The organism is Novipirellula galeiformis (genome assembly GCF_007860095.1).
Lineage (GTDB): Bacteria > Planctomycetota > Planctomycetia > Pirellulales > Pirellulaceae > Novipirellula > Novipirellula galeiformis.
Genome location: NZ_SJPT01000005.1, coordinates 598,671 through 623,234 on the forward strand (window position 1 = coordinate 598,671; position 24,564 = coordinate 623,234).

At 55.6% G+C, this 24,564-nt stretch carries 31 protein-coding genes and 3 tRNA genes; 10 read left to right on the plus strand and 24 right to left on the minus strand.

The genetic code is table 11. The annotated features are described in order from the left end of the window. Nucleotides 1-57 precede the first annotated feature (57 nt). The 17 genes from Pla52o_RS16310 to Pla52o_RS16390 all read right to left on the minus strand — a co-directional run bounded on the left by Pla52o_RS16310 (nucleotide 58) and on the right by Pla52o_RS16390 (nucleotide 11,276). Nucleotides 58-1,008 (minus strand): hypothetical protein, encoded by a 951-nt coding sequence (locus Pla52o_RS16310; protein ID WP_146595640.1) that lies wholly within the window; start codon nucleotides 1,006-1,008, stop codon nucleotides 58-60. Nucleotides 1,009-1,040: 32 nt separating this feature from the next. Continuing rightward, the gene (locus Pla52o_RS16315; RefSeq protein WP_146595641.1) at nucleotides 1,041-1,553 is read right to left on the minus strand and encodes a DNA N-6-adenine-methyltransferase; all 513 of its coding nucleotides are present in this window, start codon (nucleotides 1,551-1,553) and stop codon (nucleotides 1,041-1,043) included. Between the two features lie 22 nt (nucleotides 1,554-1,575). Further along, complete coding sequence (locus Pla52o_RS16320) at nucleotides 1,576-2,364, minus strand: hypothetical protein (RefSeq protein ID WP_146595642.1); 789 nt, start codon at nucleotides 2,362-2,364, stop codon at nucleotides 1,576-1,578. Continuing rightward, nucleotides 2,361-2,834, minus strand: coding sequence for a hypothetical protein (locus Pla52o_RS16325; protein WP_146595643.1), 474 nt, complete (start codon nucleotides 2,832-2,834; stop codon nucleotides 2,361-2,363). The genes Pla52o_RS16320 and Pla52o_RS16325 overlap by 4 nt, the downstream gene beginning before the upstream one ends. Then, on the minus strand, nucleotides 2,831-3,577 hold the full coding sequence (locus Pla52o_RS16330; protein WP_146595644.1) for a hypothetical protein: 747 nt from the start codon (nucleotides 3,575-3,577) through the stop codon (nucleotides 2,831-2,833). The genes Pla52o_RS16325 and Pla52o_RS16330 overlap by 4 nt, the downstream gene beginning before the upstream one ends. Further along, complete coding sequence (locus Pla52o_RS16335) at nucleotides 3,570-3,824, minus strand: hypothetical protein (protein WP_146595645.1); 255 nt, start codon at nucleotides 3,822-3,824, stop codon at nucleotides 3,570-3,572. The genes Pla52o_RS16330 and Pla52o_RS16335 overlap by 8 nt, the downstream gene beginning before the upstream one ends. Beyond that, nucleotides 3,821-6,406, minus strand: a complete 2,586-nt coding sequence (locus Pla52o_RS16340) for an AAA family ATPase (protein WP_146595646.1) — start codon at nucleotides 6,404-6,406, stop codon at nucleotides 3,821-3,823. Before Pla52o_RS16340 ends, Pla52o_RS16335 begins: the two co-directional genes overlap by 4 nt. Before the next feature lie 351 nt (nucleotides 6,407-6,757). Then, nucleotides 6,758-6,848: transfer RNA gene (locus Pla52o_RS16345), tRNA-OTHER, on the minus strand. Nucleotides 6,849-6,859: 11 nt separating this feature from the next. Beyond that, nucleotides 6,860-7,501: a hypothetical protein gene (locus Pla52o_RS16350; RefSeq protein ID WP_146595647.1), complete on the minus strand. Its 642-nt coding sequence runs from the start codon at nucleotides 7,499-7,501 to the stop codon at nucleotides 6,860-6,862. Nucleotides 7,502-7,664: 163 nt separating this feature from the next. Next, complete coding sequence (locus tag Pla52o_RS16355; RefSeq protein WP_146595648.1) at nucleotides 7,665-8,801, minus strand: hypothetical protein; 1,137 nt, start codon at nucleotides 8,799-8,801, stop codon at nucleotides 7,665-7,667. Nucleotides 8,802-8,863: 62 nt separating this feature from the next. Next, nucleotides 8,864-9,136 carry a hypothetical protein gene (locus Pla52o_RS16360; RefSeq protein WP_146595649.1) on the minus strand — a complete coding sequence of 91 codons (273 nt, stop codon included), beginning with the start codon at nucleotides 9,134-9,136 and terminating at the stop codon, nucleotides 8,864-8,866. 56 nt (nucleotides 9,137-9,192) lie between these two features. Continuing rightward, nucleotides 9,193-9,699 carry a ribosomal protein S18-alanine N-acetyltransferase gene (rimI, locus tag Pla52o_RS16365; protein WP_231612397.1) on the minus strand — a complete coding sequence of 169 codons (507 nt, stop codon included), beginning with the start codon at nucleotides 9,697-9,699 and terminating at the stop codon, nucleotides 9,193-9,195. 33 nt (nucleotides 9,700-9,732) lie between these two features. Continuing rightward, nucleotides 9,733-10,191: a hypothetical protein gene (locus Pla52o_RS16370; RefSeq protein ID WP_146595650.1), complete on the minus strand. Its 459-nt coding sequence runs from the start codon at nucleotides 10,189-10,191 to the stop codon at nucleotides 9,733-9,735. 58 nt (nucleotides 10,192-10,249) lie between these two features. Beyond that, on the minus strand, nucleotides 10,250-10,429 hold the full coding sequence (locus Pla52o_RS16375; protein WP_146595651.1) for a hypothetical protein: 180 nt from the start codon (nucleotides 10,427-10,429) through the stop codon (nucleotides 10,250-10,252). Nucleotides 10,430-10,437: 8 nt separating this feature from the next. Beyond that, the gene (locus tag Pla52o_RS16380; RefSeq protein WP_146595652.1) at nucleotides 10,438-10,779 is read right to left on the minus strand and encodes a hypothetical protein; all 342 of its coding nucleotides are present in this window, start codon (nucleotides 10,777-10,779) and stop codon (nucleotides 10,438-10,440) included. After that, nucleotides 10,766-11,032, minus strand: a complete 267-nt coding sequence (locus Pla52o_RS16385) for a helix-turn-helix domain-containing protein (protein WP_146595653.1) — start codon at nucleotides 11,030-11,032, stop codon at nucleotides 10,766-10,768. Before Pla52o_RS16385 ends, Pla52o_RS16380 begins: the two co-directional genes overlap by 14 nt. After that, nucleotides 11,013-11,276, minus strand: coding sequence for a hypothetical protein (locus Pla52o_RS16390; RefSeq protein ID WP_146595654.1), 264 nt, complete (start codon nucleotides 11,274-11,276; stop codon nucleotides 11,013-11,015). Before Pla52o_RS16390 ends, Pla52o_RS16385 begins: the two co-directional genes overlap by 20 nt. A 180-nt stretch (nucleotides 11,277-11,456) precedes the next feature. Between Pla52o_RS16390 and Pla52o_RS16395 the strand changes: the two genes are divergently transcribed. From Pla52o_RS16395 to Pla52o_RS16415, 5 genes are all read left to right on the plus strand, one after another. Beyond that, a complete protein-coding gene (locus Pla52o_RS16395; protein ID WP_146595655.1) occupies nucleotides 11,457-11,897 on the plus strand; it encodes a hypothetical protein in 441 nt (146 codons plus the stop codon). Between the two features lie 15 nt (nucleotides 11,898-11,912). Then, the gene (locus Pla52o_RS16400; protein ID WP_146595656.1) at nucleotides 11,913-12,584 is read left to right on the plus strand and encodes a hypothetical protein; all 672 of its coding nucleotides are present in this window, start codon (nucleotides 11,913-11,915) and stop codon (nucleotides 12,582-12,584) included. Between the two features lie 70 nt (nucleotides 12,585-12,654). Next, nucleotides 12,655-13,578, plus strand: coding sequence for a hypothetical protein (locus Pla52o_RS16405; protein WP_146595657.1), 924 nt, complete (start codon nucleotides 12,655-12,657; stop codon nucleotides 13,576-13,578). Nucleotides 13,579-13,583: 5 nt separating this feature from the next. Next, nucleotides 13,584-14,072 carry a hypothetical protein gene (locus Pla52o_RS16410; protein WP_146595658.1) on the plus strand — a complete coding sequence of 163 codons (489 nt, stop codon included), beginning with the start codon at nucleotides 13,584-13,586 and terminating at the stop codon, nucleotides 14,070-14,072. A gap of 553 nt (nucleotides 14,073-14,625) precedes the next feature. After that, nucleotides 14,626-15,765 (plus strand): tyrosine-type recombinase/integrase, encoded by a 1,140-nt coding sequence (locus Pla52o_RS16415; RefSeq protein WP_146595659.1) that lies wholly within the window; start codon nucleotides 14,626-14,628, stop codon nucleotides 15,763-15,765. A gap of 127 nt (nucleotides 15,766-15,892) precedes the next feature. Here Pla52o_RS16415 and Pla52o_RS16420 read toward each other — a convergent pair. The 5 genes from Pla52o_RS16420 to Pla52o_RS16440 form a co-directional block, all read right to left on the minus strand. Next, nucleotides 15,893-15,977: transfer RNA gene (locus Pla52o_RS16420), tRNA-Leu, on the minus strand. Nucleotides 15,978-16,239: 262 nt separating this feature from the next. Further along, nucleotides 16,240-16,746 (minus strand): hemerythrin domain-containing protein, encoded by a 507-nt coding sequence (locus tag Pla52o_RS16425; protein ID WP_146595660.1) that lies wholly within the window; start codon nucleotides 16,744-16,746, stop codon nucleotides 16,240-16,242. A 401-nt stretch (nucleotides 16,747-17,147) separates the two neighbouring features. Then, the gene (locus tag Pla52o_RS16430) at nucleotides 17,148-17,600 is read right to left on the minus strand and encodes a hypothetical protein (protein ID WP_146595661.1); all 453 of its coding nucleotides are present in this window, start codon (nucleotides 17,598-17,600) and stop codon (nucleotides 17,148-17,150) included. Between the two features lie 158 nt (nucleotides 17,601-17,758). Continuing rightward, a complete protein-coding gene (gene cyaB, locus Pla52o_RS16435; RefSeq protein ID WP_146595662.1) occupies nucleotides 17,759-18,370 on the minus strand; it encodes a class IV adenylate cyclase in 612 nt (203 codons plus the stop codon). A gap of 83 nt (nucleotides 18,371-18,453) precedes the next feature. Then, nucleotides 18,454-19,395 (minus strand): hypothetical protein, encoded by a 942-nt coding sequence (locus Pla52o_RS16440; RefSeq protein WP_146595663.1) that lies wholly within the window; start codon nucleotides 19,393-19,395, stop codon nucleotides 18,454-18,456. A gap of 80 nt (nucleotides 19,396-19,475) precedes the next feature. On the opposite strand from Pla52o_RS16440, the gene Pla52o_RS16445 reads away from it, so the two are divergent. Continuing rightward, nucleotides 19,476-20,069 carry a TlpA family protein disulfide reductase gene (locus tag Pla52o_RS16445; RefSeq protein ID WP_146595664.1) on the plus strand — a complete coding sequence of 198 codons (594 nt, stop codon included), beginning with the start codon at nucleotides 19,476-19,478 and terminating at the stop codon, nucleotides 20,067-20,069. 235 nt (nucleotides 20,070-20,304) lie between these two features. Here the strand turns inward: Pla52o_RS16445 and Pla52o_RS16450 are convergent, their stop codons facing one another. Next, nucleotides 20,305-21,369, minus strand: coding sequence for a thiamine phosphate synthase (locus Pla52o_RS16450; RefSeq protein WP_146595665.1), 1,065 nt, complete (start codon nucleotides 21,367-21,369; stop codon nucleotides 20,305-20,307). Nucleotides 21,370-21,453: 84 nt separating this feature from the next. Here Pla52o_RS16450 and Pla52o_RS16455 point away from each other — a divergent pair, with 84 nt between their 5' ends. From Pla52o_RS16455 to Pla52o_RS16470, 4 genes are all read left to right on the plus strand, one after another. Further along, a complete protein-coding gene (locus Pla52o_RS16455; protein ID WP_231612398.1) occupies nucleotides 21,454-22,188 on the plus strand; it encodes an SGNH/GDSL hydrolase family protein in 735 nt (244 codons plus the stop codon). A 52-nt stretch (nucleotides 22,189-22,240) separates the two neighbouring features. Next, a tRNA-Arg gene (locus tag Pla52o_RS16460) sits at nucleotides 22,241-22,314 on the plus strand. A 131-nt stretch (nucleotides 22,315-22,445) separates the two neighbouring features. Beyond that, nucleotides 22,446-22,868 (plus strand): protein-tyrosine phosphatase family protein, encoded by a 423-nt coding sequence (locus tag Pla52o_RS16465; protein WP_146595667.1) that lies wholly within the window; start codon nucleotides 22,446-22,448, stop codon nucleotides 22,866-22,868. Between the two features lie 105 nt (nucleotides 22,869-22,973). Continuing rightward, entirely contained in the window at nucleotides 22,974-23,429 is a 456-nt protein-coding gene (locus Pla52o_RS16470; protein ID WP_146595668.1) for a hypothetical protein, read from the plus strand. A 157-nt stretch (nucleotides 23,430-23,586) separates the two neighbouring features. Here Pla52o_RS16470 and Pla52o_RS16475 read toward each other — a convergent pair whose 3' ends face one another. Continuing rightward, nucleotides 23,587-24,498 (minus strand): sugar phosphate isomerase/epimerase family protein, encoded by a 912-nt coding sequence (locus Pla52o_RS16475; protein ID WP_146595669.1) that lies wholly within the window; start codon nucleotides 24,496-24,498, stop codon nucleotides 23,587-23,589. Nucleotides 24,499-24,564: the final 66 nt, after the last annotated feature.

Genomic DNA, 24,564 nt, shown 5'->3' on the forward strand with positions numbered 1-24,564 from the left:
TCGCTGAGTCGAATCGTGTCGACTCATTGCAAATTTCTGCGTACTAGACCGGATGGCCTATTCAACGTCTTCATACTCGCCATCGTCGGCGGTTGCGAGTTTCAACGATGGCGCGTCCTCGCTTTTCGGTTCGTCGTAAACCGCTGCCCGCTCTTCCGCCGCTTGCTCCGCTGCGGATTTGCAATTCGACGCCACGCAGGAGATGAGTCGGTCTTCGATCTTATCCGCCAAATCTTGCCCGCACCCCTTTGGCAAGACTTCTTTGAACGATTGGTGAGCTTTCGATGCCTCGCCGCGCAAGTCCTCGAGGTGGCCAGCCGTCGGCGCGACAGCGCAGAGCGAATTGAGTTTCTTCGCTCCGAGTCCTGGCAGCCCGCTGAGCAATTCGGAAGTCGGCACCAACCGCCAGGCGTTGTCGTCTTCGCCTGCGGCCATATCACCGGAGTCATCACCGGAGCTTGTCGCCATATCACCGGAGCTCGCGGCCGCGGTGGTCTCCTTGGCTTTGGCTGGATCGATTGGCAGCGGCTTTCCATCAATGATGTCGGCCAGTTTTGATGCCAGCCGCTGCAGCCGGATCTGCTCACCTTTGAGATACTCTTTTTCCTCCTTGATTTCGATCTTGTAGTGATCAATCTTTCCTTCAATCTCTTGGATGCTGCGATTGCATTCCGTGATCTGTCCAAGCACGGAGATTTCCGCCAAGAATCGCCGATCAGCTTCGTTCACTTGGCTTGCTGGCTGCGGCGATTCCTCGGCGATTGTCGCGTCGTCTGGATCCGCTTGCAGGCCGTTTGCCACCTCGGCGAGCTCGGTGTTGATAGCCTCGGTGTCGGCCTCGGTGGTGTTGTCAGACGTTGCCTCACTGACCGTCTCACTGGGTGCACCGATAGCGGCCTCGGCTGTGGCCTCCACGCTCTTGGTGGTTTCGGTGGTTTCGGTGGTGGGTTCGCCGGCGTCGATGGCTTCGGCGTCGGAAGTGTTGAGTTCAGTTGTGTCTAAAAGCATGGGTGTTTCCTTTTAAGGAGGTGAAAAAATAGTTAGTTGGTTTTTCGAATTGTCTTAATGAGTTGCCCCGCGATGCTCGAGTTGGCTAGTCGCCTTTCCGCTTCGTCTCCGTAACCGATCAGCACGGATGGCCCGCCGCTGTTGTGGCCTTCCTTTGGCTTCGATCCGTCTGGTCGATAGAACGTCAACCGTCCTTTAATAAACAGCAGCGACGAAGCAAACGGCCAAACGTCCGCAAAGAACGAACGCGTCTCAGTTCGTGCAAACACAAGTGCGATTCCGTTGCTGTGCAATGCCATGCGGTTCAGCCAATGTGTCATCAGTTTTCCGTATGGCGGGTTACACCAAACGAAGCCATCCCACGGCAGAAGAAGCCCATTGTCGCTTTCCGTGTACTGACGCTTTGCGCATGCCCACGGTTGCGGTTCACAAGCACACGGATCCAGATCAAACGGCCCAAGGTCGTTAATGATCCCAGGCGGTGTTATCCAGCTATCCGTTGTCTCTGCGTTTCGTGTGTGTGCTGGCGGTGCGATCGATGCCATACATTGTCCCTCTACACGTCCATTAAGTAAGTGATTTGATAAGTTCGTCAACGTCGACCGTTCGCCGACTGTTCTGCTCGGTCGCGAATCGCCAGCCTCGTTTGAGCAGTCGGTGGGTGATCTTCTCCGCAATTCGTCGCGTGTCGAGAAACCAGAATTGCAATCCGTAGGTGTGCTGCCAGCTCATCACGCTGCCGATGAATTCGTTGATGAGCGCCGATTTGCTGCGAGTGCCACGTGGCTTGATCGCGACGATACACGCCGCGAAAGTGCCCTCGATGACAACGCTTCCGTGCGGGATTTCTGCGAGGAATTCGAGCGTCCGTGTCCATCGCTCTTGCCGATCGCCATGGCTTAGAAACGTGCCGAGTGCATCGTCGATCGATTTTCGCTCAACGTGCACGTATCGTTCGCAACCGGCAACTGAGTAATCACCATGCGTCGGGCCCAACGACTTGAACACGTATGGCTGGATGAGCGGACGATCGCCGTCGGTGAAGCCCTGGAACGTCCACGGTTGCTTCTCTTGGCTGTCAACGAGGATGGTAAACGCCTCGGTTTTCGCCGTATCGACCAACGAAATTTGCCCGCCAATTGTCGCGGTTTGCAGGTTGCGTTGCCAAAATTCTACGGTCGCATCGTCTTTGAGCGTCAAGCCACGAAGTGCGAGATAGCAGCGAATTTGATCGAGCGTGCGAGGTCCAACGCCGTGCAGATTGCGAATCCACTCGGGCCGAATCTCGCACCAATCCGATGGCTCTGAGATTTTGAAATGGTCACGGGCCTTTGCGATGAGGTGTTCGAGGCTCATGGCTCGCCACATCCCTTTCCGACTTGGCCGCCATCGGTCGGGTCGCAGAACTCTTGCCAGTGGACGAATCCTTTGGGGCACCAGAATCCCCACTCGCGAACACGAGGCCCGGTGATAAACAACGTCCATGCAGGTCGACCAATCGCCGACACAATCACGCGGTGGCGATACGTGGCCGGTCGGTACTTAATCGAGCCAACGCGGAATCGCTTCGTCCCGGCATCCGTCTGCTCGTCGTATCCACCACGCAGGCACACGCTGAGCGATGGCCACGGGTGATCGTGCAACGCGCGGTCGTCATCGTCTCGCAGGAATTCATGCAAGTAGATGTTGAGAAATCGATTGCGTGGAATGAGGAACCAGCGGTAGAGATATGGCGACTCGGAATCGCCGACAATGAAGTGCGGCTTGCCGGATAGCAGCGTCTTGATCCAGTACGACAATCGGCCTCGGTTAATGGCTTCACTCATTGTCCAGTCCACCCCATGCACATGCCTTGGCCGCCCTGGAAAGTGAACAGCATCGCCTTACCACGATTGGCCTGGAGTCTCATTGGATCGTCGCCAAATCCCTTGCTCATCGCCCATCGAACATCAGGCAGTTTCGCGATGAGATTGTGAAATCCCGATTGAATCACCAGGTCGTCATTCATCCGCATGATGCCGCCATGGCCGCTGCGGCTGTACGGATTCCCGTTGCATCGCTTGCACTTGCGATCGCTGCGGAAACCAGAGCAGCAATCCTTGCAGTCGGCATAGATGATTTCGCTCCATTCGTCCACGCGACCGGTTCGGATTTCGCCAAGACCGCAGCACGTCTCGCATTCCGTGAGCACGCCGTGGTAGCCTCTTCCAATGCACTCGGTGCAAGCGACATCCTTCCTGGACTCGTAATTGGCTCGCGGCAACTCGGACCACGACGTAACCGGATTCCACAACTGCTGGAACGCATTGTCCGTTGGTGGTATTCGCAGCGGCTTGTCTTCGTCGGCGATCCCCATCGATTCGAATACCCGCAAGCAGATTCGGCCATCGGTTGCAGTCGCGTTGCCTTTTTCGACAAACGGACTTGCCATGTCCCACCTGTGCTGTTCAGGGTTGCAGCATTGCTGCATCAGGTCCATCGAGACGCCCTCACGGACTTCGACCGTTGGCAGGCAACCAAAGATGCCGAGCAGGCCAGTGGATTTTAAAAACGTTCGTCGGTTACTCATTCTTGTTCTCTCCGAATACTTCCGCCCGAAGTGGGCAATCCCAATCACAGTGTTCACTGCCAGCCATCGAGCAACCGCCTCCAAGGTGATCTGGGAGACGACCGCAATCATCAATCAACCGATCCTCTTGGCACTCGTCGCAGTTGCAACCGTCCTCATGTTTATAGTCGTAGTCGCTCATGATGTCGTCGTCCCATCCATCGGGATAGAAACGATCGCTGCCAAGCTCGGGTATTGAATCGCTCATGCAAATTCCTTTAACAAATCTTCGGTGCTATTCAGTTGCAACAATTCTCTGAGAAACGTTTTTCGCTTGCCGATCGCCACGCGTCGGCACATCGCGTCGGCGGTGGACTTTTTGCCGAGTGAAATGCAACGAACTTTTGCCCTCGATAGACCGGTGTAAAGCCACTCTCGCGAACAAACCATGCGTGCACCCGGGTACTCGTCGACTAACACGATGCAGATAGCAACCTCGGAGCCCTGGAGCTTATGGCACGTCATGCCGTAGGCCAGTTCCCAGCTGCAGCCACTTGCCGCCTCGTCGGAATCGCCGGCGGATGGCTTGCCGCGTGGAACGCGAATCACGCGTTGGGGACTGGTGAGCGAAACGACGAACGACTTCGGCTCAATCGCGATGACTTTCCCGAGCTCCCCGTTAGCCACGTAGACTTGGTTGTCGTCGTCGTCTCGATTCGCCTCTTCATCGCGGTCGATCGCGGTATACTTTCCGTTTTTCGTGCAAACGATCTTGTCACCAAGGCGAAACGGGCTGCCCTTGATCTCGGGATTGCTGTTGAGTTCGGCCTGTAAAATCTGGTTGATCGGTTTGCGTCCGAGCGGCGATCGGTCGTTGACCGCGACGATCACTTGCGTATCCCAGACTGGGTCTAAGCCGTTCGCTTCGGCCTCGTTGATGTGATGCAACATCCGCTCGATTTGCTTTGCAGGCGTGGTCGCCTCATCGATGATCAGATTGTCACCCGGGCCCCATGGTTTGCCATCGCGGATTGCCGCGCACGCTTCGACAATGCCACCGCTGTTGCGTTTGATCTCGGTTAGCTCGCCGTAGCCGATGCACTGGCTATTGATCATGTCTCGCAGCGGGGCTCCGGTTCCGACTGGCGGCAATTGGTGGACATCGCCAACCAGCAAGACGTGGCATCCACGCGGACGAGCAGCGAACACCGATCGCATCAGCGCCGTGTCGAGCATCGAGGATTCGTCGCCAATGATCACGCGGAATGGCCAAGGATTCTTTTCGTTGTATAGGAACGACCAACCACCTTGCTCCTCGTCGGACTGGCCAACACCAAGCAAAGAGTGCCAGGTGCGAGCACGAAGATTGACGCCAGCCGCTTGCAGAGCCTCGGTCAATCGAACGGCTGCCTTGCCAGTGGGAGCACCGATTGCGATATCATCGGGTCCAACCTTACCAGACCTTAACAACGCACGAATCAGCATCGCCGTTGCGTATGTCTTGCCGGTTCCTGGTGAGCCTCCAAGGATCGCAACACGGCTCACCAGTGCGTCGGTTAACTTTTCGCGTTGGTGATCGTCAATGCCGTCAATCGTGGCAGGATTAGGCCATAGGCTGCGCGAGGGGACAACCACATTGCCGCGAGGCATCGACTGAATGGCCGTTTTCACTTGCAATGGCAAGCCAGCCGCGTAGTCGACCAATGGAACGACATCAACGTCGGTGCCGTCACTAATCGTCTGGATGCACGTTGGTCCGAAAGGCTTGCCGTTCCAGACGTGGACCATCGGTGCCGTCAATTCGCGTCCACAGCGAGCGCACTGGAACGCGGTAGCCGCTTCCTCCCATGTAATCGTCCTGTCTTCGTATTCGGTGATCGTCGATGGCTTAGCTTCTGCCAATGCCGCCGCGACCATCTCGGCAAGGTCACTCTCCGCCGCCGCCTTTTTACCCTCCGCGATCCACACGCGATTGCCATTGGGATCAATCGGGCCATCGGTGCCGACCGTTTTGATTGATGACAGCGATCCGTAATGTTCGGGGTGCATCTTGCCCAGTCGAATTGCGAGTTTGATTGCTGCAATTGGCCGAGCCTTGGCTGATCCGATGTTCTGACGAACCGACTGGATTACGTGCTCAATCGGTATCCACGTGTGACCGCTGTTGTCGCTCGCCACAGAGTGCCAGGCACACAATGCTTGACGCTTGAGCCGGTCAGGACGATGGCCCAGATGAATCCACAGGGCATCGCAAAGTTTGAACCCGCAACCACGAAACGCCATCAGGGAAAACGGATCTTTGCGAACGATTTCCGCCGCTTTGTTACCCCATTTTTTGATGGCTTTGCGTGCGGTTGTCTTCGGTAATCCGCGCCCCGTGAGCAAGTTGGTCAGCTCAATCGTCGCATCTTCGGTTGCCTTTTTCGCGGTCAGGATACTGCCGATCGTGGCGGCCTGCTCGCGTGTCATGCCATTGCTAAAACGCAGCAATTCCTCCGGCGTTTCGCGAACGATTCGCACAGCATCGCTACCAAATGCATCCCAGAGCTTCGCGGCGGTGGCTTTGCCGAGGTGGTTGCCCCTGCCCGCGAGGATTAGATACTCGATCACTCCATCGCGATCGTGCGCGCGAGCAGGAACGAACGTCTGAAACTTGAATTGCTTCTCGCCGCGGTACTCGGTGTATCGGCCATAGAATCGATAGCGATGGCCAACGGAAAGCTCTTCGTCGTCGGCATCACCATTGACTGGCAAGTCATCTTCGCCAGCAGTGATAACACCAGCCATCCACTCGCCGCGACGGGTGTACTGCTTGCGGAACACACCTTCGATTTCTTCGAGTTTTGCCATGGTGACCGGTGGATGGTGATGGGGCGAGAATTAAAAAAACAGCGGGTGTGAGACAACAAGTCTCGCGGGCTTTGTCAAACCCTCCCCGCCGCACCTAAGCGTCCGTGCGCAGTGTCGTTATTGTGATCCGTTATTCTTGTTGGCCTTGTTCATTCGCTTGCAATATCGCTCACGATCTCGTTCCTCGACTGGCGGGAAAATCCTCCCATGTCCATTCGGGCAGACTGAACCGCTTGGCGTGTTTACTCGAATTTCGCCGCACTCTTTGCATGCCACTTTCTTTCGCAGTAGCTCAAGCGTTGCGTTTGGATCGCCCATCGTTTCCCTCGTCGTTGCAAGAATCTCAAGAAATGAAGCGGACAGGATTCGAACCTGTGACCTGCGAGAAACAACGGCACGAAATCAACACCGTCTCGCCACTCTGCCACTGAGCTACCGCCTCAACCACGATCGCTAGAACATCGCCGCAACGTCGACATTATTCGCCGATTCTTTGGAGTCCTTCGCCGCTCGATTTGATGCCGGTTTGCCTGCTCCCTTCTTCTTTTTGAAGTCGAACCACGATGCGTCGTGCCGCTGCTCTTCCGGAATCATGGCGAGCGCGTCAGCATTCTTCGGAATGTCTTTCACTTGCGGATCGTCAACGTGCCAAATGTCGCTGTACGAGATTTCGAGGAACTTGGTTGGCACGTTCCAGTTGCCCGCTTCATCCTGCTTCATCTGGCGGACCAGCTTGATGATCAATTGCTTTTCGACCATGCCAGAAAGATCGATCTTCACTGATTGGCCAAGTTGATTAGGGTCGAGGATGCTTGATGCAATAAAGAATGCTGCGAGCTTGCGCCGTGCTGCGTCCTGCTTGCTCTGTTCCTTGCTCAAGTCTGGCGAGAAAATTGATTGCCCGCCCGTCTTGCCGGTACAGTTTTCGACAGTTCCAGCCAACACATCGAACTCAAACGTGAACCCGTCGATTGGCTTGCCCTTATTGCCTTCGCCCTCGCGACAGTTTGTGACAATGATGTGGAAGATTCCTTCTTCATTCAGGAATCCGCCGCCGTTGTTTACGTCTTCGGGTGCATCAAAATTAAATGACATTTCTAATTCTCCAAGTAGGATTTAAGTTTCAAAATTTCAATCAAGCTCGGCTCCCACGTCGGCGGGTATCCGAACACACTCAAACCGGCAGACCATACGTTGGCCCAGCCGTGTTTATCTGTCAGTGATCGCAGCATTTCGGTGTCAAGCACCGACGCCGCAATCAGTCCTTTTTTGCCGCACCTTCGAGTGAGGTGGTCAAGAATGTTTTGGCTCCGTTATTCGACTGGAGCGATCCAATTAGCGACTGTGCATCACTGGTCGACAGGTCGGCGAATTTATCGAGTCCATGCTTTTGCATGTGAGCTTTGACTTTCGTGACGACATCAACGCCACCTTCCGCTTGAGCCACTTGCCTGATCAGTGTTTGCAACTCTTCGCACTGCTTGTCGGTTGCACGCGCTGCCGGCGTTGCGGTTGCCTCCGGCTCAGTTTGCTTCGCCGCAATCTCGCCTGCTTTCTTTTGCAATAGCTGGCCAATGATCACGCTGGCTCCCTCCTCAGTGAGATCACCAAGGTCATCGGCCCCCATCGATTTGAAGGCACCGAGTTGCTTGTCAGCTGAGATTTCCAACTCCGTAAACAGAGCGGTCATCACCTTGATTTGCTCACCAGTGGCAAGCCCCGCAACGAAGTCTGCTTTGACCTCGAATTGAGCGTCGGCAATCTCACCATCGTCGGCCTGAGCGTCCACCGGCGTGGCAGCAACTTGCGTCGCTGTCGCCGCCGGCGGAGTCGCCCGGTCGATGACTTCGGAGTCAATCGCGTCAGAGTCTGGGTCGGCTCCAAGTTCTTCGTCAGTCGCGAAGCCTGCAAGCACTTCGGGGCATACCATACGCACTGCCTTAGTTTGACAGCGAGCGCGAAGCATTTCGCCGGGGTTCTTTTCCCAACCGCTCTTGGGTTTGATCAGTCCGGCTTTCTTGGCCATCTCAATCGTGTAACTGACCTTCAAGTCGTTCTCGCGATACTTGATATGTAGCGTCGCCGTCTTGCCATCGTCGCCCTGGTCGATCCATTGATACCAGCCACCGATTCGGCGGAACTCTGCGAGCATGTAGTCGGCACGCATGGAAAGATCGCTGCCGCCGATGATGTGGTAACGTCGTCGCATCTCCGTAATAGGAATGCCTTCGCTCATTGCCATCAGCACGAGCGTCTGGCCTGCTTCGGGATTTTTGCAGCCGAATAGACCACCCTTGGCGATCATCGCACCATACTCTTTAATCGCAGGAATCAATTCCGTTGCGTTGCGAACACTTAACGACTGTTCGCCTGTCGTGGTTAAACCTGTAGCCATGACCGGGCCCTTATGTTTATGCCAAAGAAATTTGTCCGCCGACACGCCGTCGATGGATCACACTACGCTTGCTGCTCGTCTCGCTCGCGATTGGAAAGCAGTCGATCGATAACGACGTCGGGTGGAGTACCGTGGTCGACAATATCGCGACACCATGACGCCTCGTTTGAATCTGACGCGGGATCGATGCCGAAAATCTGGCAACACTCTGCCGCTAATTGGTCGAGGAACTTTCGATGCTCTTCAGCCAACGCTTGGATTCGCAGCAAGCGAGCCGTTGAATACTGGTCGAGCTGCTGATTTTTCTCGACAAGCGTGGTTTTTCCTGCACTCATTTCGAAGCACTCCAAAGGGTCACGAACTCTGATGCGGCGACACTCCGCCGCATCAGTTAGCACGGGTCGAGGTATTTCGACATTCGGTTTTTAACTGCGGTCAATTCCTCGTTCGTTGGCTCGAGGCGATACTGCATCAAGTAAGCCGATTCGTTGTCACCTTCGTAGAAGTCCCGGAACACACCGAATGCCTTTGCCCCAAGCGACTTGAAAAACAGCTGCGCATCGAGATTCGTCTCTCGCACGTGTAAATCGATCCGCGACGGCCCTTTGTGCGACAGATAACTGGCCAAGTAGCCGAACATTGCCTTACCGACCTTGCGTCGCTGCAGATTCGGGTGCACGGCCATGTTTAGTATTCGAATGCTCCGCAGTTGAATGTTGCAAATCGCGTATCCAACAGGGCTTTCGTTTACCCTCGCGACGATTCCTCGGTTATTCTTCTCTTTGAGGCATCGCATGAATTCAGCTTCGGTCCATGGGAAGTCGAAGCACTTTCTTTCAATGTCGAGCACTGTCGCCAAATCGCGTCTAGTAATGTGAAAAATGTTTACCGTTCTCATCAGGTTGCAATCTCGTCGATGTGTGGGTGTCACTTAAATCAGTGCAGAGCGAGACTCTGATCGCTTCGCAGTAAGCTCGAAAATCAAATCTTGTGCGGTGCCATAATTCGAGCCGCAAATAATCACGCGGGCCAAAATCATCGCCTCTGCTGACCGCCGATCTCGGGCATGAAGCTCGATAAATTCCGCTGCCAAGGATCGCAACTCAGAGTCGATTCGCGTGATCTCTTTGACGCGATTCCATTCCTCGTTTCCGCATGCATCACCATCGCCGCGATACATTCGCAAATCGTTGTGTTCGTCGCGGAGTGCCTGTGCTTCTTCCTGGATAGCCGCGATTCGGCGGCTCGTTTGGTCCAGATACGATCCGTCGAGGGCGCAAAGTGCTTTCCGACTCCGAATGGATACAGTGACAAGCCCGACGACCATGGTGGCAGCCGCCAGCACGGTCAACGCCTGAATCATGTTGTGAATCTCGCTCATCTCATTCATCTCAATTGCCTCTGTTAAGGTGTGGTTGGCCCCAAACTGAACTGAACTGATTGACTCGTTAAAACACGTCGATCACGTTGCCGATCGGCTCTCGCCGGATTGTGCCGTCGCCGTATTTGACCGTAACGATTCCGCCACGAACCAGGATCACGCGTCGTGCATAATTCGGCTCACCGCGAAAAATCACGCGGCGAACCTTTACCCGGTAATCGCGTGGAATTTCAATTGTTTTTCGCACTGCGACATTCATTGTCCGTCCCCTTCACGCAAGCGGCTGTCTCGTAATCGGCTGAGGATTTCGCGAGCCTTGGCCACAATCGGAGTGATGTCGTCGCCGACTCGCATCTCGTCGATCGATAAGCAGACTGCGAGCATGTTCGAAGCCTCGACAAACAGAGTGGCGTTGCCCTCGATCTCGTCGCGAGGCAATTCGGGCTCCTCCGGGAACGAGCAAATTTCTGGACCGTCGTCACCGTACTCGTCTTCTGCGTAGATTCCGGCAGGCCAGTCGTGGTGTGCCATCACTTCGGACCATCGCGACACATGCAGTGGGCCTGGCGTATGTGCGATTCGTTTACGCTTGGCCATTTTTCACCCTGTCAATGTTGGTTTGTTGTGCTTCGATTCGTTCCGCCAATTCCTCCAGGTCCACTCGCTTGTATCGCTTCTCGCGACCGCTGCCGATTGGGATGCCCTTGAGGTCGCCGGTGCTTTCAAAGCGAATGATCGTGTCGTTGGAAACGCTCAGATAATCCGCAGCCATTCTCCGCGTCAGCCATAGCCGCTGATCAATCGGAGTCGCTCGAGCAATTCGCTCGGCCTTAGTTAGATTCTTGGCCATCGAATGACTCCTCCGGCTTCTCGAAAAACTGAACGATCAAGTTTTCGCCGTCTGCTAGTGTCCTTGCGACCATTGCGAGACGGCCCGCGGCCTGATGCGCGGACGACTGCACAGAGGTGAGTGGCCCCTTGAAATCGATCCCGTTCACTAGCGTCCTTTGCGCGCCGTCGGAGAAAACCGACCAGTCAATTCGCCCCCTCGGTCGTGGGTCAAACTTGACCTGTTGCTTGATGGTTTTTTGCATTGCGTCTCGTCTCCAATCGTTGATTGCTTGCGACATTGAAGATAATAGATAAGTGATTATGGATAATCAATAATGATTTAACATAATCACACTTGATCCCAGACATAAGTCGTTGACAGCAAAGGAGATAAAAAAATATTCTTTATTGATTAGTGTTGAATTCGCTGTTAGGTTGACGGCATGGCTAAACGAAAACCTGAATCGACGCAGCCTGTTAGCCCCGCAGAATTGCGGGTGCTCCGCTCCCAACTGGGAGGGTTTATTTCTGAAATAGACAGCTGTCTGGAGGTCGTTGGTGCTGATCGCATCTACGTCTTCAAAACAAATTCCCGCGACGTCGGGATGGAGCGACTAGAGGCATTTGTCCGCGAGTTGCGAGCGTCAAAGTTCGCCGCGCTCGAGGGCAAGCCCTACAACGAAAAGACCCGGAAGACGGCACTTTCGGGGGTGCCCGCCAAAAAAACAAAGAAAACGCGACCTAAGAAACGGACCGCCGAGAGCGATCCCGAGAGCGAACGCGTGATTGCCGAGGGCATCGCCGATATCGCCGACTACAATCGGAGTCGGGCAACAAAAAAACAGGCTGTGAGCAATAAAGCAGCCAAGAAACGAGCCGAGTAGACCTGGGAGTCAAGAATGAACAGCCCCTTTCCGCCCGAGATCCGTACCAGACAGCCACGCATTTCGAAGCCGGCCAAGACGGGCTTCGGACCGCTCCCGCTCATGATCGGTGCCGGCGCTCTGCTCCTCACGCTGGGCGTATTGATCGGCAAGGGTTTCGGACCGTCCGCAGCAGGGCCGCCCGCAGCTGCGGAAGGCGGTCCAACCCCTGCTCCGCAAACCGCTTCCGTCTTGGCGACCGCTCATCCCGTGCTCAACGACCTCACCATCCGCAACGTGACCTGGCGGTACGGGGCCTCTCGAGATCACGGCCGGCTCGTCGTGGTCGAATTTGACGCCACCAACCACTCACAAAACGCGATCGCGTACATCGAAGGCGCCATCCAACAGGCACTCCCCGGGCGACCGGTGCCGCATCTCAGCGGCGACTTTTATTCTCCCGTCTCCGGCGGCATCAACCCAGGGGAGACCAAGCGTGTGGCTGTCTCGGTGCCCGATTCCGACGTGGTGCAGCTCGGCCAAGATATTGAGCCTGGCCACGTCATTCGGCTCTCGATCTCTGGCGGCAGTTTCTTTCGCGAGGGCCGTTTTTACAGCCAAATCCTCGAAGTCGCGAAGGAAACCGAGTGGAAGGGCGACGGCCCCGACAAATTCATGCAGCAGTTAATGGACGCGACTGTCAAGTAACGGCTAATTCTTCAAGGCCTTGGACACCCGCGTAACTCACCTTGTTCACCAAACTTAGTCGAGCGACTGAATGAAACCCCGTTTGTATGGATTCAAAATTGACGGGCCCAACTGGATGACCGTTCCTGAGTTCTGTAAATCGTTAGCTGCGTTTAACAACCGGCGATTCAAGCACGGCGGAAAATACCGCAGGGCGTTTGTGCGGCAGCACAAGAAAGAGTGGCTAGTGACTTTCGTGACGGAGTCCGAGCCTCGTGACCAGATCATCGAGCAGGACGATCACGAAGTCCACGACCACCAGCCGTCCGTTCTTTATCGAAAAGAGAGCAGTGAGAACCTCCCCAAGACTCGCGAAGTAACCTGCCTGCTGTTCTGCGAGCGACGAAAAACGGGCGTGGTGGCGACCTATCGCGGCGGATTTTCTGTGCTAGCTATTTGTGGCTGGATTGCCAAAGAGTACCGAAGCCAAGTCTCGTCTCGTCGCGATGACCTGGAAAACCTACAGCCTGAAAAACAACGCAAGAAATTCCGGAAAGAACATTCACTGAAAAACGCGGTATCAGCAGGCCCAATCACAAAATCCACAGCGTTGGCGGCGGAATTGAATCACATTCGTGAGTTCCTTTCGATCGAAGCGTACGTTCCAGAACAGCCCGCGGACCCTGGAGATGTGCTCCGCCCCCTGAGCAACCATGTCAGGGTCCATGTGGCCTTCAACGCGAAAGCCAGGCAAAACAAGAAAAAATCTCGTCTTAGCATCCTAAATTTCATCAAAAACAAGAGCGTGAGCAAAGGAACCGTCGTCGGGCTGGACGAGGAAGGCATTGAGCAAAGAATCCACATCGATGAAGAAAGGGCTTTCGCTCTTGGTAGTATCGAATACGATACATTGGTTGACGAGGAGCATCTCAACCAGAATCCTCCAGCCGATGCGAAAGTATTCGAAAAGCTGCGAGAATTCATGACAAAAAATCCCGGCCTTTTTGGGGCGTAACGTCCATGCTTGGGTGGTTTACCGAACTGCATTCTTGGGTTGTCAACGATTTTTCATCGTTTTACAGTAAGTCGCTTCAAGGCCCCCTTTTCACGGCGTTCCTGACGCTGGCAGGATTGCTTTTCGGCATCCACAACTTTTTGCTCATCAACCTACAACGGGATATCTACGGGAAACCCCGCTATCGCAATTTCGCGAGAAAAGCCGAGCCCCACAAACACCCCCTCGACCGACTGGAGAACTTCAGTCAACGACTTCGTCACTGCGTGATCACATGCTTCGTGACGTCCCTTCTGCAGTTCACGATTGGTTTTGCAAATTCTGGCTGGGTTAGCTTGCTTTGTACGCTTGCGGCAATCGCAGCCTGTGCATCACTGATTCAGATGTACTGCCTTCAACATAAAGTCATTTCAGGCTGGCTGGACTATCTGAAATACGAAGCGGATGTAGAGGATGCCGAATCAGAAACCGAGGGGGAAATTCCCCATGCCTAGACGTAAAAATCGAGTCGGCAAAAAATCTTAAATGACCAAACGTGTCACTTGGGGGCGTCAAACTACCCCGTTCAAGTTTCAGCACCTTGGACGGAGTTTCTGCAATGGAGTTGCCAGCGGCGGGGGATCAGATCGAGATCCACTACCCCGAATTTACGTGCGTCCATCTCTATCGACCCCGACGACTCAAGCGGCGTCAGCTCGTCATCACCTCGGTCCGAGATCTGCTCGCCGAACCACTCTCGGCCGAGGAGTTCCTGCGACGCCCCTTCCTCCTCCGCTCCAGGTGGTTGGCCCAGGCCGTTGAGTGCCACCGTCACAGACCTCGGCAGTTTTACCTCGGCAGCTCCGCCGAGTTTCGCTCGCCTGGATCGCTCAAAGTCGGCATCTACGAACCCGGAGCCCCGCGACCGTCTCGCGTCATTGGCCGACAATTCGAGCCTACGCTCCAGGATCGCAAATTGCTGATTCACGCGCTCCGGGAGTGGCTCACGCACGACCTGGGCGAGGCCCGGTTGATGATTTTTTCCGACGATCTGCGTAGAGTGGGTTGATGGGCACCCTATTTCGCCGTACCCGCGCGGGCAAACGAAGCAACTGGATTGCCGAGTACACTGACCACGCGGGGGCTCGCGTCCAGAAATCGACCAGGACGCCCGATAAGACGCTGGCCAAGCAGATCCTCGGGCACTGGGAATCAGAGGAGGCGAAGCGATCAAGCGGCATGATTGACCCTGCCGTGGAGCGTATCCAATTACAATCGCTCCGGCCAATTGCCGAACATTCCGCCGAGTGGATAGCGTCGCTTCGATCCTCTGGCCGGTCGAGCGTCCATACCGACCGCCACGAAACACGCCTGGCCCTCGTTGTCGACCAATGCCAATGGCTGACGATTCGCGACATCACGCCAGAGAGTTTTTCCACTTTCGCCGCTGGGCTCCGCGATCGTGGCCGCTCGGCACAGACCGTCGCGCACTACGCACAGGCCGCGAAGCAATTCACCCGCTGGCTGACTCGTACCGGCCGCCTGCCGCGCAACCCGCTCGAAACGATCAGCAAGCCAAATCCCAAAAGCGACCGCCGCCGCGAACGCCGCATGCTCCTGCCAGCGGAATGGCCGTGGCTCTCCGCCGCAGCTGGGCCGCGCGCACTACTCTACGAAGTCGCGATTCAAACCGGCCTACGATCGGGCGAGCTCCGATCGCTCAAGCCGGGTAACGTCAAGCTCGACGCTCACCCGCCGCACGTCCTGATCCGATCGGGCGAGACCAAGGACAGCGAACTGGCACGCCAGTACATCACCGCCGACCTGCGTGACCGACTCCGCTCGATCGGTCCTGCCAATCGGCAACACTGGTTCGCCTTGCCCGACAAGCACAACATGGCAGATATGATCCGAGACGACCTGGCCGACGCCCGCGTGGCCTGGGAATCCCGACCAGGTGCTGACAAGAAATCTGACGCGGAGAATGATTTCCTCTTACCGACCAACGACGCAGGAGAGCGATTCGATTTCCACGCCCTCCGCCACACCTGCGGTGCCTGGCTCGCGATCCGCAAGGTCCACCCCAAGACGATTCAAACGGTGATGCGGCACAAGACAATCACGCTCACCATGGACACCTATGGCCACTTATTTCCGGGTGCGGAACCCGAAGCGATTAACGAGATAGGCCGGATCCTGCACCAGTAACGCCAGTGATTTCGCCAGTGTTTTGGAGCGTAAGCCAGCCTAAGCTAGCTGGCTGTTTGTCTGATTCGCAAATATGGCGATTCGTGAAATAGCCTGCAGAACGCGAGAGAAAACGCGTAAAACGCAGTGCCCAGGGCGGGACTCGAACCCGCACAGCCATAACGGCCGAGGGATTTTAAGTCCCTTGTGTCTGCCAATTCCACCACCTGGGCGAGCCGTCAAAATACGGGATTTGTTCCCGGCAGTCCACTCCTGGAGCTGCAATTTGTTAATCACAGCCCAAACACGAATAAGATCCGCGATCCAGCTTCTTCCCGCTCCATGCCACGAGCAAGCGAGGATTGGTTCGATTATTGCCTAACCTGCAGCACCGGCGAGCGAATATCGCTCTAGACTCGGTCCCTCGCTTACACGTTGGGTTATGATTTGCTGGGTTAAACGGCGATAACGTCACTTCAAAACGGACGCGTCGCGTTACGATTCGTCCGCTGTATCGCGTGGGGCCAATCGATCACGTGGTGTTAACGCATCCGGCGGTGCCAGCCAGCGGACATGCTCGGCTTCGCACTCTTCATGCTCCTCGATCCGGTCGATGAACAAGGTCACTTCGTGAACCGCCTCCATCCACGACTCAAAGGGAGGATCCACCTGATCAAGCCGGTCTGCTAAATCGTCCAGTTCCGACAGCAACTCCTCATGATCCTGGCACGCTTGCCGGTAACTCGCTTCCACTTCGACCGACCCTTTCGGGTAGTGCTCGCGAAGCTGGCGGCCGATCTGATCTTCACGCACAAAATGATCGACCAATCGGTCGCGAATCTGAAGCAGCCGCATCGCAGCATCGCTGAATTCCGCTGCCTGCTGCGAAGCAACTTCGCAAGTCCAGTCACGAAATGCATCCAATTCTTGCTGCAGATTGGTGTGCTCTTGTTTCCAATGCTCAAACAACGCGGCGACGGTCTTGGGCGATTCGGTTTTCATGGCTGGGACTCAATTTCAGGAATGTCGGGTTTATAAGTATTCCTTTTCTTAATGATCCGTAAGGGAACGACAGCAACGCTATGAGAGTGCCAACATTCAATCCCCGATGTCGACGCGTTTGCGTACAAGTCGTCACTATCTCTATTCTATCCATGCGAGCCTGAAAAACTCGCCGTGTACTCCCGAAACGTGCGATTTGTCACACGTGTTCTGCAACTGGATTCCCCTCCCCCTGAGGGAGCAGACCCCTCGATCCATCGCGGTTCCTGTGCGGATTTAAACGCGAATCCGACGCGCAGAGGGCGGCTCCGAACGAAAAAAAAGCCGAGCGTGCCACACGCTCGGCTTCTTCGATGTTTGATTGTGTAAATCAGCTACCTTTTTGGCAGCCTGAGAGACACTTACTCCGACTTCTCAGCGGTTTTCTTGAACGCCTTGGCGAATGACTTTTCACCAAACACCAAGTTCACCTTGGCATCGCCTTCGGCCTTTTCGACTTTGCCTTTGCAACCATTACAGCAAAAGGTCACTTTGACATCATTCACTTCGGTTGCGGTTTCGGGATTCAAGTCTCTGCCACTAATGGGGCAAGCCTTTTGCTCGTATTGCTTTGTAGCAACCAATTGATGATTGGCCTTGGTCGCGAATTTCTCGGTGTCCTTGGCAAACTTTCCAGCACATCCGTTGCAGCAGAAGTAGACCTTTGCGTCCTTATAATCAGCCGACTTGCTTGCATCGGCAGGCTTCGGTGCAATCACGCACTTGACGCCATCGAGTTTGACTTCGCCGGCAAATACCGTTGCGGTCGCGATCAATGCAACGGCGAAAACACTGGCTACTTTCTTCATTAACATTCTTTTATTCTCCAAAATCTGGTTCTTCGAGGACGGAGTTAAGCTCAGCAATATGGCTATCTAGGGTAAAGCATAGATGTATTGGCACAGCGAAGCAAACCAAAGTGGGGGATTTCGGTTGAAATCGAGGGCCTCCACGCGGCCAATGCTCACCAGGGTTACTGACCTGCTGAATCTCTGGCCGCATTGCTCCGTTGCGCTGCAGTACGGATCTCCAGCAGCATTGTCAAGTAACTTCGCGACTCGGTCTGATGCAAGCCCAGCTGATCTGCTAGCGCTTCGATTTTTTCTCGCGCGAGTTCGATATCGGCTTCCTTTTCGGCAATGCATTCGATTTCCGCGAATCGGCCGACTTCGTCCACTTCATCGATGACGACCGAAAAAACAGTGAGATCATTTGAGGCCACGTCGCCAGAAGCTTGAAACACATTGCGAGTTTTGCCCACTTCGGCCACCCGACGAAACCCAAGATGTCGCAACAATTCTTCGGTATTTTCGCCGCTCGCGTCTCCCGGACCGAGTTCCCATTCCAGTTCACGGCGAGCTTTGATCGTACCGGGAAGCTTGCTGCCCTTGTAGGTGATCCGGGGCGTTCCGTTGATGCGCCGCACACGCAACGCCTCTTTCGACTGAGCAAAGTCACGGCACGGATGGTTGTAATAGGTATCACGATGCGTCTCGGTCCCCGTAGCCCGAAACCCCGCTTCGATCAACTTGGCTTCGATCGCCCCCGCGTTGTCGATCGGGTATTTTTGTTCAACTTCAAACATGATGACTTGGCTACGGGGTAAGGGAACAAGGAGGTAATTAGGGTCGCGTTGCGGGTCCCGCATTCACTGCGTTGGCAGCGGCTTCACTGCGTTGGCAGCGGCGCAAGTGGCTGCGGCTGGGCGACTCGGCTCAGCGGCGTTGGCGCCCCTTCGCTGGTCACCCAGGCGTCGCCGTGGTGATCGATACAGATCGCTTCGATTTGTTTTAGCCGAGGCAATTCGCTGGAATCAGCCATCTGGTTCGTTTGTGCCGCGATGGTCATCTCACGCGTTGAACAGCGAAAGCAAAAAACTTGAAAGTAGCTTGCAATCCATAAGTCGCCCGTTCGCGAATCAAAATCGGCCGCGGTAGCCATCGGTAACGCAATCGTGCTTTGGTAGTTCGCGGTGATCGGGGGCGCCGCCGCGGTGGAGGACCGTGGAAACCGTATCGGCAAATCGGGCAGGTCGATCGAGTAGACATTCGCAAAGGGCAGCGTCGATTTGGCGATGAATACGATTTTTCGGCGCAGCACATCGACGGCAACCGCCTCGCAATCGCGAGCCCCATCGGGATACGTCACCCGTAGCGTGAGGTAGCGGTTGACTTTGGTCGCCTTAGTGGGATCGGGTTCTTCGAACAGGTAAAGCGAGATCGATTTGCGTTTCGCGGAATTGTCGCCACAATCCGCGACGAGCAAAAACTTGCGATTCCCCTCTTTAAACGCCGCCATATCCTCCCAATCGATGGCCCCCGCTCCTACCAATTCACAGCTTCCCGAGGCGCGGCCCCGTGAATCGAAGGCAAACAGCCGTGCGCTATCTCCGGAATCATTGTGTGACCAGAAGTGCCCCGATTGTTGGGGGGACGCTGCCAAACCGCTACTTTCGTTCAACTGCGGCTCGTCGAAGTAAATCAGCGGTGGGATGGCGGTTGGGCTTGTGGTTTGCGTATTTAAGGGTTGGGCTGAACCGGTGTGAGCGACTGCGTGGCACCACAGCAGCGCAATCGAGATTGCAAAAGGAAATACTCGATTGTGACCCATGTGACATCCTTTTTCTTTTTGAACAAGTTTATTTTTTACAAGCGACCCTCCGCGTGAACCAACCTTCCGAAGCCATCGACATGAACCAAAATTCTCGACAGCCCTCAGCAAAACGAGCATGGTGGCCGGTAGGATTATTGATTTTAGCGTTCGGATTATTTGCTGTCAGTCGAAATCGTCCCTCCAGCCAAGACAGCGTTGCGATTGGCAAACCGGCACCGCAATTGGAGCTGGTTCGGTTGTCGGTCGACCCCGCAGAAATGACGCTTGAAACGATGGCCGAAGGGAAAGTGGCATTGATCCATTTGTGGGGAACGTGGTGCGGTCCTTGCAAGATGGAGTATCCCCACTTGGCCGAAATGGCTCGCGAATTTGAAACCAACGATGCCTTTGAATTCATCTCGATTTCTTGCGAAGCTGGCTCTTCGGAAACAATCGAAGGTCTGACCAAGAAAACGCGAGAGTACCTGGGGTCGATCGCGGCCTCGACCGAAGTGTTCGCGGACCCTCGCGGCACGACACGTTTGAATGTTGCCGAGCGCCTCGAAAAACCGCACATGTATTTTCCAACGACGATCCTAGTCGATCGCAAGGGGACGATCCGTGGCGTTTGGGAAGGCTATTCGCCAAATGGCGTGGAACAGATGAAGGTTCAAATCGAACAGTGGCTTTAGTGTCTCGTCATGGCATGAACTCCGAGTCGGGAGTGCTGGCAACGACCGCCTCAGCCCCGATGACGGACAAGACGATGCGTCCATTTTACAGTGACCTTCTTGCCTTTGCTTTGAGCAAATCCTAACTTGCCGCGTTGGCGAGGGACCGAGCAATGAGTGGTATTCCCTCGCCTTTGCTGTGGGTGATGAAAGCCAAGATCGAAGCGAAAATCATCGTTCCGATGAACAATCCCGATTAGCCCGCCTGCATCAAACATTGCTTTAACGCTTCCGCGGCATGCACGGGATCCTCCGCATCGCGGATCGCACCGCTAACAGCGATGCGATGGCAACCGGTTTCGATCACCTTCGCCACGTTGTGCTCGTCAATGCCACCGATCGCGAACGCGGGCAAGTGGATCGAACCGGAGACCTGGTTCAAGAAGGCAGGGCCAACGTAACGATCAAACTGCTTCGTGCGGCTAGTGAAAACGGGGCCACAACCGATGTAATCGGCACCGTCATCGACCGCTTGGCGAGCTTGTTCGATCGAGTGAGTGGAAATGCCGAGCAAGCGACGAGCGCCCAGGATCGCTCGCGCGGCGGCGGCGGGCAATTCCTCTTGTCCCACGTGGACCCCATCGGCATCGGCCGCAACCGCGATATCCACGCGGTCGTTGACGATGAACAAACGCCCGTGTTTTTTTGCGACCGCCGCGCCCACGCACGCTCGCTCGTAGAGGGTGCGGTCATCGAGTTCGGGGGCGCGGAGCTGGAAAATATCGACACCGGCCGCAGCGAGTTGCTCGATCGACGCGACGAATTGATCCTCCGACTCACCCCCATCCATTAGCAGGTAAAGCTGGGCCGCGGCGAGCTGGCTGGCTCGCGTGGCCTTGAACGCTTGCAATTCTAAAGCGGCAGCCATCTGGTAATGGCGATAGCGGATTTGTTCCACCTGGGCCGCAAAATTGGCGTCGATGGTTTTACCGTACTCTTCGATCACGCGCAACGATTGTGCGATACGCGACGAGGCGGCTGCGATCACCGCCTGGACCGAAGCGCGTTGGTATTCGGCGGCCTCCCCAATCGCGGTGCCCACGTCCCCTGGGGTATCGCGAGCCTCGATCAGCCTCAGACGATCGAGATGTTGGTTGGTCACGGTCGTTAAATCGTGGCGAATCGACTTCAATTCGCCGCTGATTTCAGCATCGTCCAGCGCGAAACGAGCATACTCTTCGAGCGTGCGAAGTCCCTCGGTCGCTCGATTGATGGACGCATCCAGGATACGATAGGTCGCTTGATTAGTTAGGATGGTCATCTGTGGATCGTTAGCAACCGAGTAAATGGAAGGAATAACATGAAGAGCTCCGCAACCCATGCAGGTTTCATCGTTTCTGCCCTCATGATAGCGACTGTCGTGTTTGCTTCCGCGGTGGTGTCAGCGGAGCGGCCCGATGTCAATTCAGCCAAGACGAAACCGACCCCGAATCGTAAACCAACCGTTAAAAAGGTGAACCCGGCATTCGCGCCGCCGGTGGAGATCGCCGGGCTGCCAAATGTGTTGTTGATCGGAGATTCGATCTCGATCGGTTACATGCTCGACGTTCGCAACCAGCTCGAGGGGGTCGCCAATGTCTATCGCCCCGCGGCGAATTGTGGGCCGACGACCCGCGGGCTGGCCTCGCTCGACGCTTGGTTGGGGGATCGCAAATGGGACGTCATTCACTTCAATTTTGGGCTTCATGATCTGAAATACATCGGTCCAAAAGGGCAAAGTTTGGCGGATCCCAACGCCGCGACCAGCCATCACCAAGTGCCGATCGACCAATACGCGGCCAATTTGAAGAAGATCGCGGAGCGACTCAAAGCGACCGGAGCGACGGTGATTTGGCAAGAAACGACGCCGGTCCCCGACGGCTCGGCCGGACGTGTCGCTGGCGATGCGAAACGTTACAATGAAGCCGCTGCGAAGGTGCTCGCCGAGCTCGGCGGCATCCAAACCGATGCGATGTATGCATTCGCCGTGGCACACGCAGACTTACAACGAAAAGCGAATGTCCATTACACTGCCGCCGGATCGAAGAAGTTAGCCGAGCAAGTGACGAAGTCGGTACGCAGCGTGTTGGAAAAAAAGTAGTTTCTTCCCCCTTCACACTTTCGCTCTCTCGCTTCAAACTTCCGTTTCTATCGCCCTCGTAGCTCAGCTGGATAGAGCAGCTCATTCCTAACGAGCAGGTCGCAGGTTCGAATCCCGCCGAGGGTACTGATTGGCAAACCGTACTCGCTAGCACGTGCTAGCGAGTACGCAGTAGGGTCCCGATTGGCCAAGCCAATTGGGATCGCGGATCTCACTCAAGGTTCCATCACTTTTGGGGCGAACGAGGCTCGGGAACGATGCAAGAAATTGAGGTCGGTCAACTATGGGTCGGTCACGCGATGGACACTCGCGATCCACATTCGTTGTTTGATCTGGGAATCCGAGCGGTGGTGGATCTCGCCTATGAAGAGCCTCCCACCCCGCTGCCTCGACAGCTGATCTATTGTCGGTTTCCGATTCTCGACGGGGCTGGCAATGATGCCATCGTCCTCCAACTCGCCCTCCAAACGATCGTGGACCTACTTCGCTCAGGGCATCGCACGTTGGTCGCTTGCTCCGCGGGGATGTCTCGTTCACCGACGCTCACAGCCTTCGCGTTGGCCACCTTTCGCGGAGAGACGCCCGAAGCGGTTCTGCAGCGGATTGCTGCATCGCGAGCCTTGGAGGTGAAGGGGCCACTTTGGAATGAAGTCGCAGCCCTCTTTTCCAAAATTCGCTAGCGGCGCCGCGGCAACATCGTTCTGGCACCGATCCCTCGCTAACGCGTCGGGTTATGATTTCCTGACAGCACGGCAGTAGTGCAACTTCAAAAGAAACGAATCGAAATGCAGTCAAGTGACTTAGGGCCAAAGCTCTGGTCCACGCCCGTTTCCGCTGCCAAATGGAGTGCGGGTCTTGTTGGCATGATCCTGCTGGCGATTGGATGCTGGATCGCCTGGGATCTGGAAACCAGTGGCACGATCTTTGTCCGTGGCTTTGGGCGAATTCCAGCGGGTGATTTCATCTGGGGCTATCGTCTCGTGATGGCTATTTTTCTCTCGTTCGCTACCGGGCTGGCTTCGGCGTGGTACTGGTTTCCGAAAGTAGACGTGTTTGAGCATGGTTTGGTCCTACCCGATGGACGCAGAGTGCTGTGGTCCGAGGACCTCCGCTGCGAGCAATCCCGTCCCGGCAAATGGGTTTTCCAGCAAGATGGCGACCGTATTGAGATGCTGGTTTACGACGCACTCAGTATCAAACGCATGAAGGCCGAACTCGAGAGTCGAGGCTTGATCGGTTGATCGGTTTCCCAGCCACGGGACTTTCTTGGCCACGGGACTCGAATGATCCAATGGGAATCGATGTGCCAGAGTCAAACCCCAGCTCCGAGAAACACCGCACATTTTCGGGGATAGGAAACCGAGGGGCAGCAGATTTCCGTTCCTGGCAACTCGGCCGTCAAACACCTAGCAGTCGCCGGATCGCTTGACGGTCGTCGGCGACGGCTTGGATACGTTGGGCAGCCTTCTCAGGGTCACGATGATCGATGTATTCCATATGGACCGAGACGGGGATTCCCTCGATCGGGTCCTTTCGCAGCCCAGCATAAAAGCTATCGGGAACCAGCCCCAATCCTAGCGGCACATTCTCTACCTTCGCTTGATCCCAACGAAAATCTTTGCAGTACAACGCGCCAACATGTTCGCGGAGCATGCTCCAGTGCACGGGCCAGGAAAGGCCTGCTTCCACCGTTGCGTGGCGGATGTCAAAGGCAACGGCCAATTGTTGTTTGGGCTGATCGGCAGCGATCCGATACAGATCCCACATCCCCGCGCCGCAGTACCGCGTGCCAGCGTGGTTTTGGTACAACGCGGTCATTCCCAGTTCGCGATTGAGCGCGACCAATTGCTCGACCTGACGCGTGAACTGATCCAGCTGAGGCAGGATCGGGCGGCTAAGGTCGTACCGGTAATACGACATGCGATAGTAGCGGACGCCCAATTTGGCCGCAGCCCGCAAGGTCGACTCGGTCAACGGTTGCTCGACGCTGTTGATGTCGCTGGCGAACAAGACAACGCGTTTCTCTTTGGCGGCCAGCGCCTCGACCAACTTGGGCAACTGCTGATCGACTTTCGACGGATCGACTTGGCCTCCCTCGCGGACCGTCGCCTCGATCCCGTCCCATTTCTGATCGACCAACAGATCGGCCAATTCTGAAAAGCTCAGCATCTGCAGCGGTTTGGCAAAGACACACAGCGGTCCCCACACCGATTCCTGTTTCGATGTGGCTCCGTTATCGTCGGCGTAGGCCCAGCGAGCTGCCAAGCCCGCAACGACGGAACCAATCGCGACGCGTCGATTACATTTCAATTTAGGCAAGTCCAGTTGAGGAAGGGGGCGGGGACGATGTTGATCATAGCCGTTGGCCAACGCAAA

Coding starts and splice junctions, on each gene's coding strand:
- Pla52o_RS16310 (WP_146595640.1), bottom strand. CDS start 1,008: ATGCTTTTAGACACAACTGAACTCAACACTTCCGACGCCGAAGCCATC.
- Pla52o_RS16315 (WP_146595641.1), bottom strand. CDS start 1,553: ATGGCATCGATCGCACCGCCAGCACACACACGAAACGCAGAGACAACG.
- Pla52o_RS16320 (WP_146595642.1), bottom strand. CDS start 2,364: ATGAGCCTCGAACACCTCATCGCAAAGGCCCGTGACCATTTCAAAATC.
- Pla52o_RS16325 (WP_146595643.1), bottom strand. CDS start 2,834: ATGAGTGAAGCCATTAACCGAGGCCGATTGTCGTACTGGATCAAGACG.
- Pla52o_RS16330 (WP_146595644.1), bottom strand. CDS start 3,577: ATGAGTAACCGACGAACGTTTTTAAAATCCACTGGCCTGCTCGGCATC.
- Pla52o_RS16335 (WP_146595645.1), bottom strand. CDS start 3,824: ATGAGCGATTCAATACCCGAGCTTGGCAGCGATCGTTTCTATCCCGAT.
- Pla52o_RS16340 (WP_146595646.1), bottom strand. CDS start 6,406: ATGGCAAAACTCGAAGAAATCGAAGGTGTGTTCCGCAAGCAGTACACC.
- Pla52o_RS16350 (WP_146595647.1), bottom strand. CDS start 7,501: ATGTCATTTAATTTTGATGCACCCGAAGACGTAAACAACGGCGGCGGA.
- Pla52o_RS16355 (WP_146595648.1), bottom strand. CDS start 8,801: ATGGCTACAGGTTTAACCACGACAGGCGAACAGTCGTTAAGTGTTCGC.
- Pla52o_RS16360 (WP_146595649.1), bottom strand. CDS start 9,136: ATGAGTGCAGGAAAAACCACGCTTGTCGAGAAAAATCAGCAGCTCGAC.
- rimI (WP_231612397.1), bottom strand. CDS start 9,699: ATGAGAACGGTAAACATTTTTCACATTACTAGACGCGATTTGGCGACA.
- Pla52o_RS16370 (WP_146595650.1), bottom strand. CDS start 10,191: ATGAATGAGATGAGCGAGATTCACAACATGATTCAGGCGTTGACCGTG.
- Pla52o_RS16380 (WP_146595652.1), bottom strand. CDS start 10,779: ATGGCCAAGCGTAAACGAATCGCACATACGCCAGGCCCACTGCATGTG.
- Pla52o_RS16385 (WP_146595653.1), bottom strand. CDS start 11,032: ATGGCCAAGAATCTAACTAAGGCCGAGCGAATTGCTCGAGCGACTCCG.
- Pla52o_RS16390 (WP_146595654.1), bottom strand. CDS start 11,276: ATGCAAAAAACCATCAAGCAACAGGTCAAGTTTGACCCACGACCGAGG.
- Pla52o_RS16395 (WP_146595655.1), top strand. CDS start 11,457: ATGGCTAAACGAAAACCTGAATCGACGCAGCCTGTTAGCCCCGCAGAA.
- Pla52o_RS16400 (WP_146595656.1), top strand. CDS start 11,913: ATGAACAGCCCCTTTCCGCCCGAGATCCGTACCAGACAGCCACGCATT.
- Pla52o_RS16405 (WP_146595657.1), top strand. CDS start 12,655: ATGAAACCCCGTTTGTATGGATTCAAAATTGACGGGCCCAACTGGATG.
- Pla52o_RS16410 (WP_146595658.1), top strand. CDS start 13,584: ATGCTTGGGTGGTTTACCGAACTGCATTCTTGGGTTGTCAACGATTTT.
- Pla52o_RS16415 (WP_146595659.1), top strand. CDS start 14,626: ATGGGCACCCTATTTCGCCGTACCCGCGCGGGCAAACGAAGCAACTGG.
- Pla52o_RS16425 (WP_146595660.1), bottom strand. CDS start 16,746: ATGAAAACCGAATCGCCCAAGACCGTCGCCGCGTTGTTTGAGCATTGG.
- Pla52o_RS16430 (WP_146595661.1), bottom strand. CDS start 17,600: ATGTTAATGAAGAAAGTAGCCAGTGTTTTCGCCGTTGCATTGATCGCG.
- cyaB (WP_146595662.1), bottom strand. CDS start 18,370: ATGTTTGAAGTTGAACAAAAATACCCGATCGACAACGCGGGGGCGATC.
- Pla52o_RS16440 (WP_146595663.1), bottom strand. CDS start 19,395: ATGGGTCACAATCGAGTATTTCCTTTTGCAATCTCGATTGCGCTGCTG.
- Pla52o_RS16445 (WP_146595664.1), top strand. CDS start 19,476: ATGAACCAAAATTCTCGACAGCCCTCAGCAAAACGAGCATGGTGGCCG.
- Pla52o_RS16450 (WP_146595665.1), bottom strand. CDS start 21,369: ATGACCATCCTAACTAATCAAGCGACCTATCGTATCCTGGATGCGTCC.
- Pla52o_RS16455 (WP_231612398.1), top strand. CDS start 21,454: ATGATAGCGACTGTCGTGTTTGCTTCCGCGGTGGTGTCAGCGGAGCGG.
- Pla52o_RS16465 (WP_146595667.1), top strand. CDS start 22,446: ATGCAAGAAATTGAGGTCGGTCAACTATGGGTCGGTCACGCGATGGAC.
- Pla52o_RS16470 (WP_146595668.1), top strand. CDS start 22,974: ATGCAGTCAAGTGACTTAGGGCCAAAGCTCTGGTCCACGCCCGTTTCC.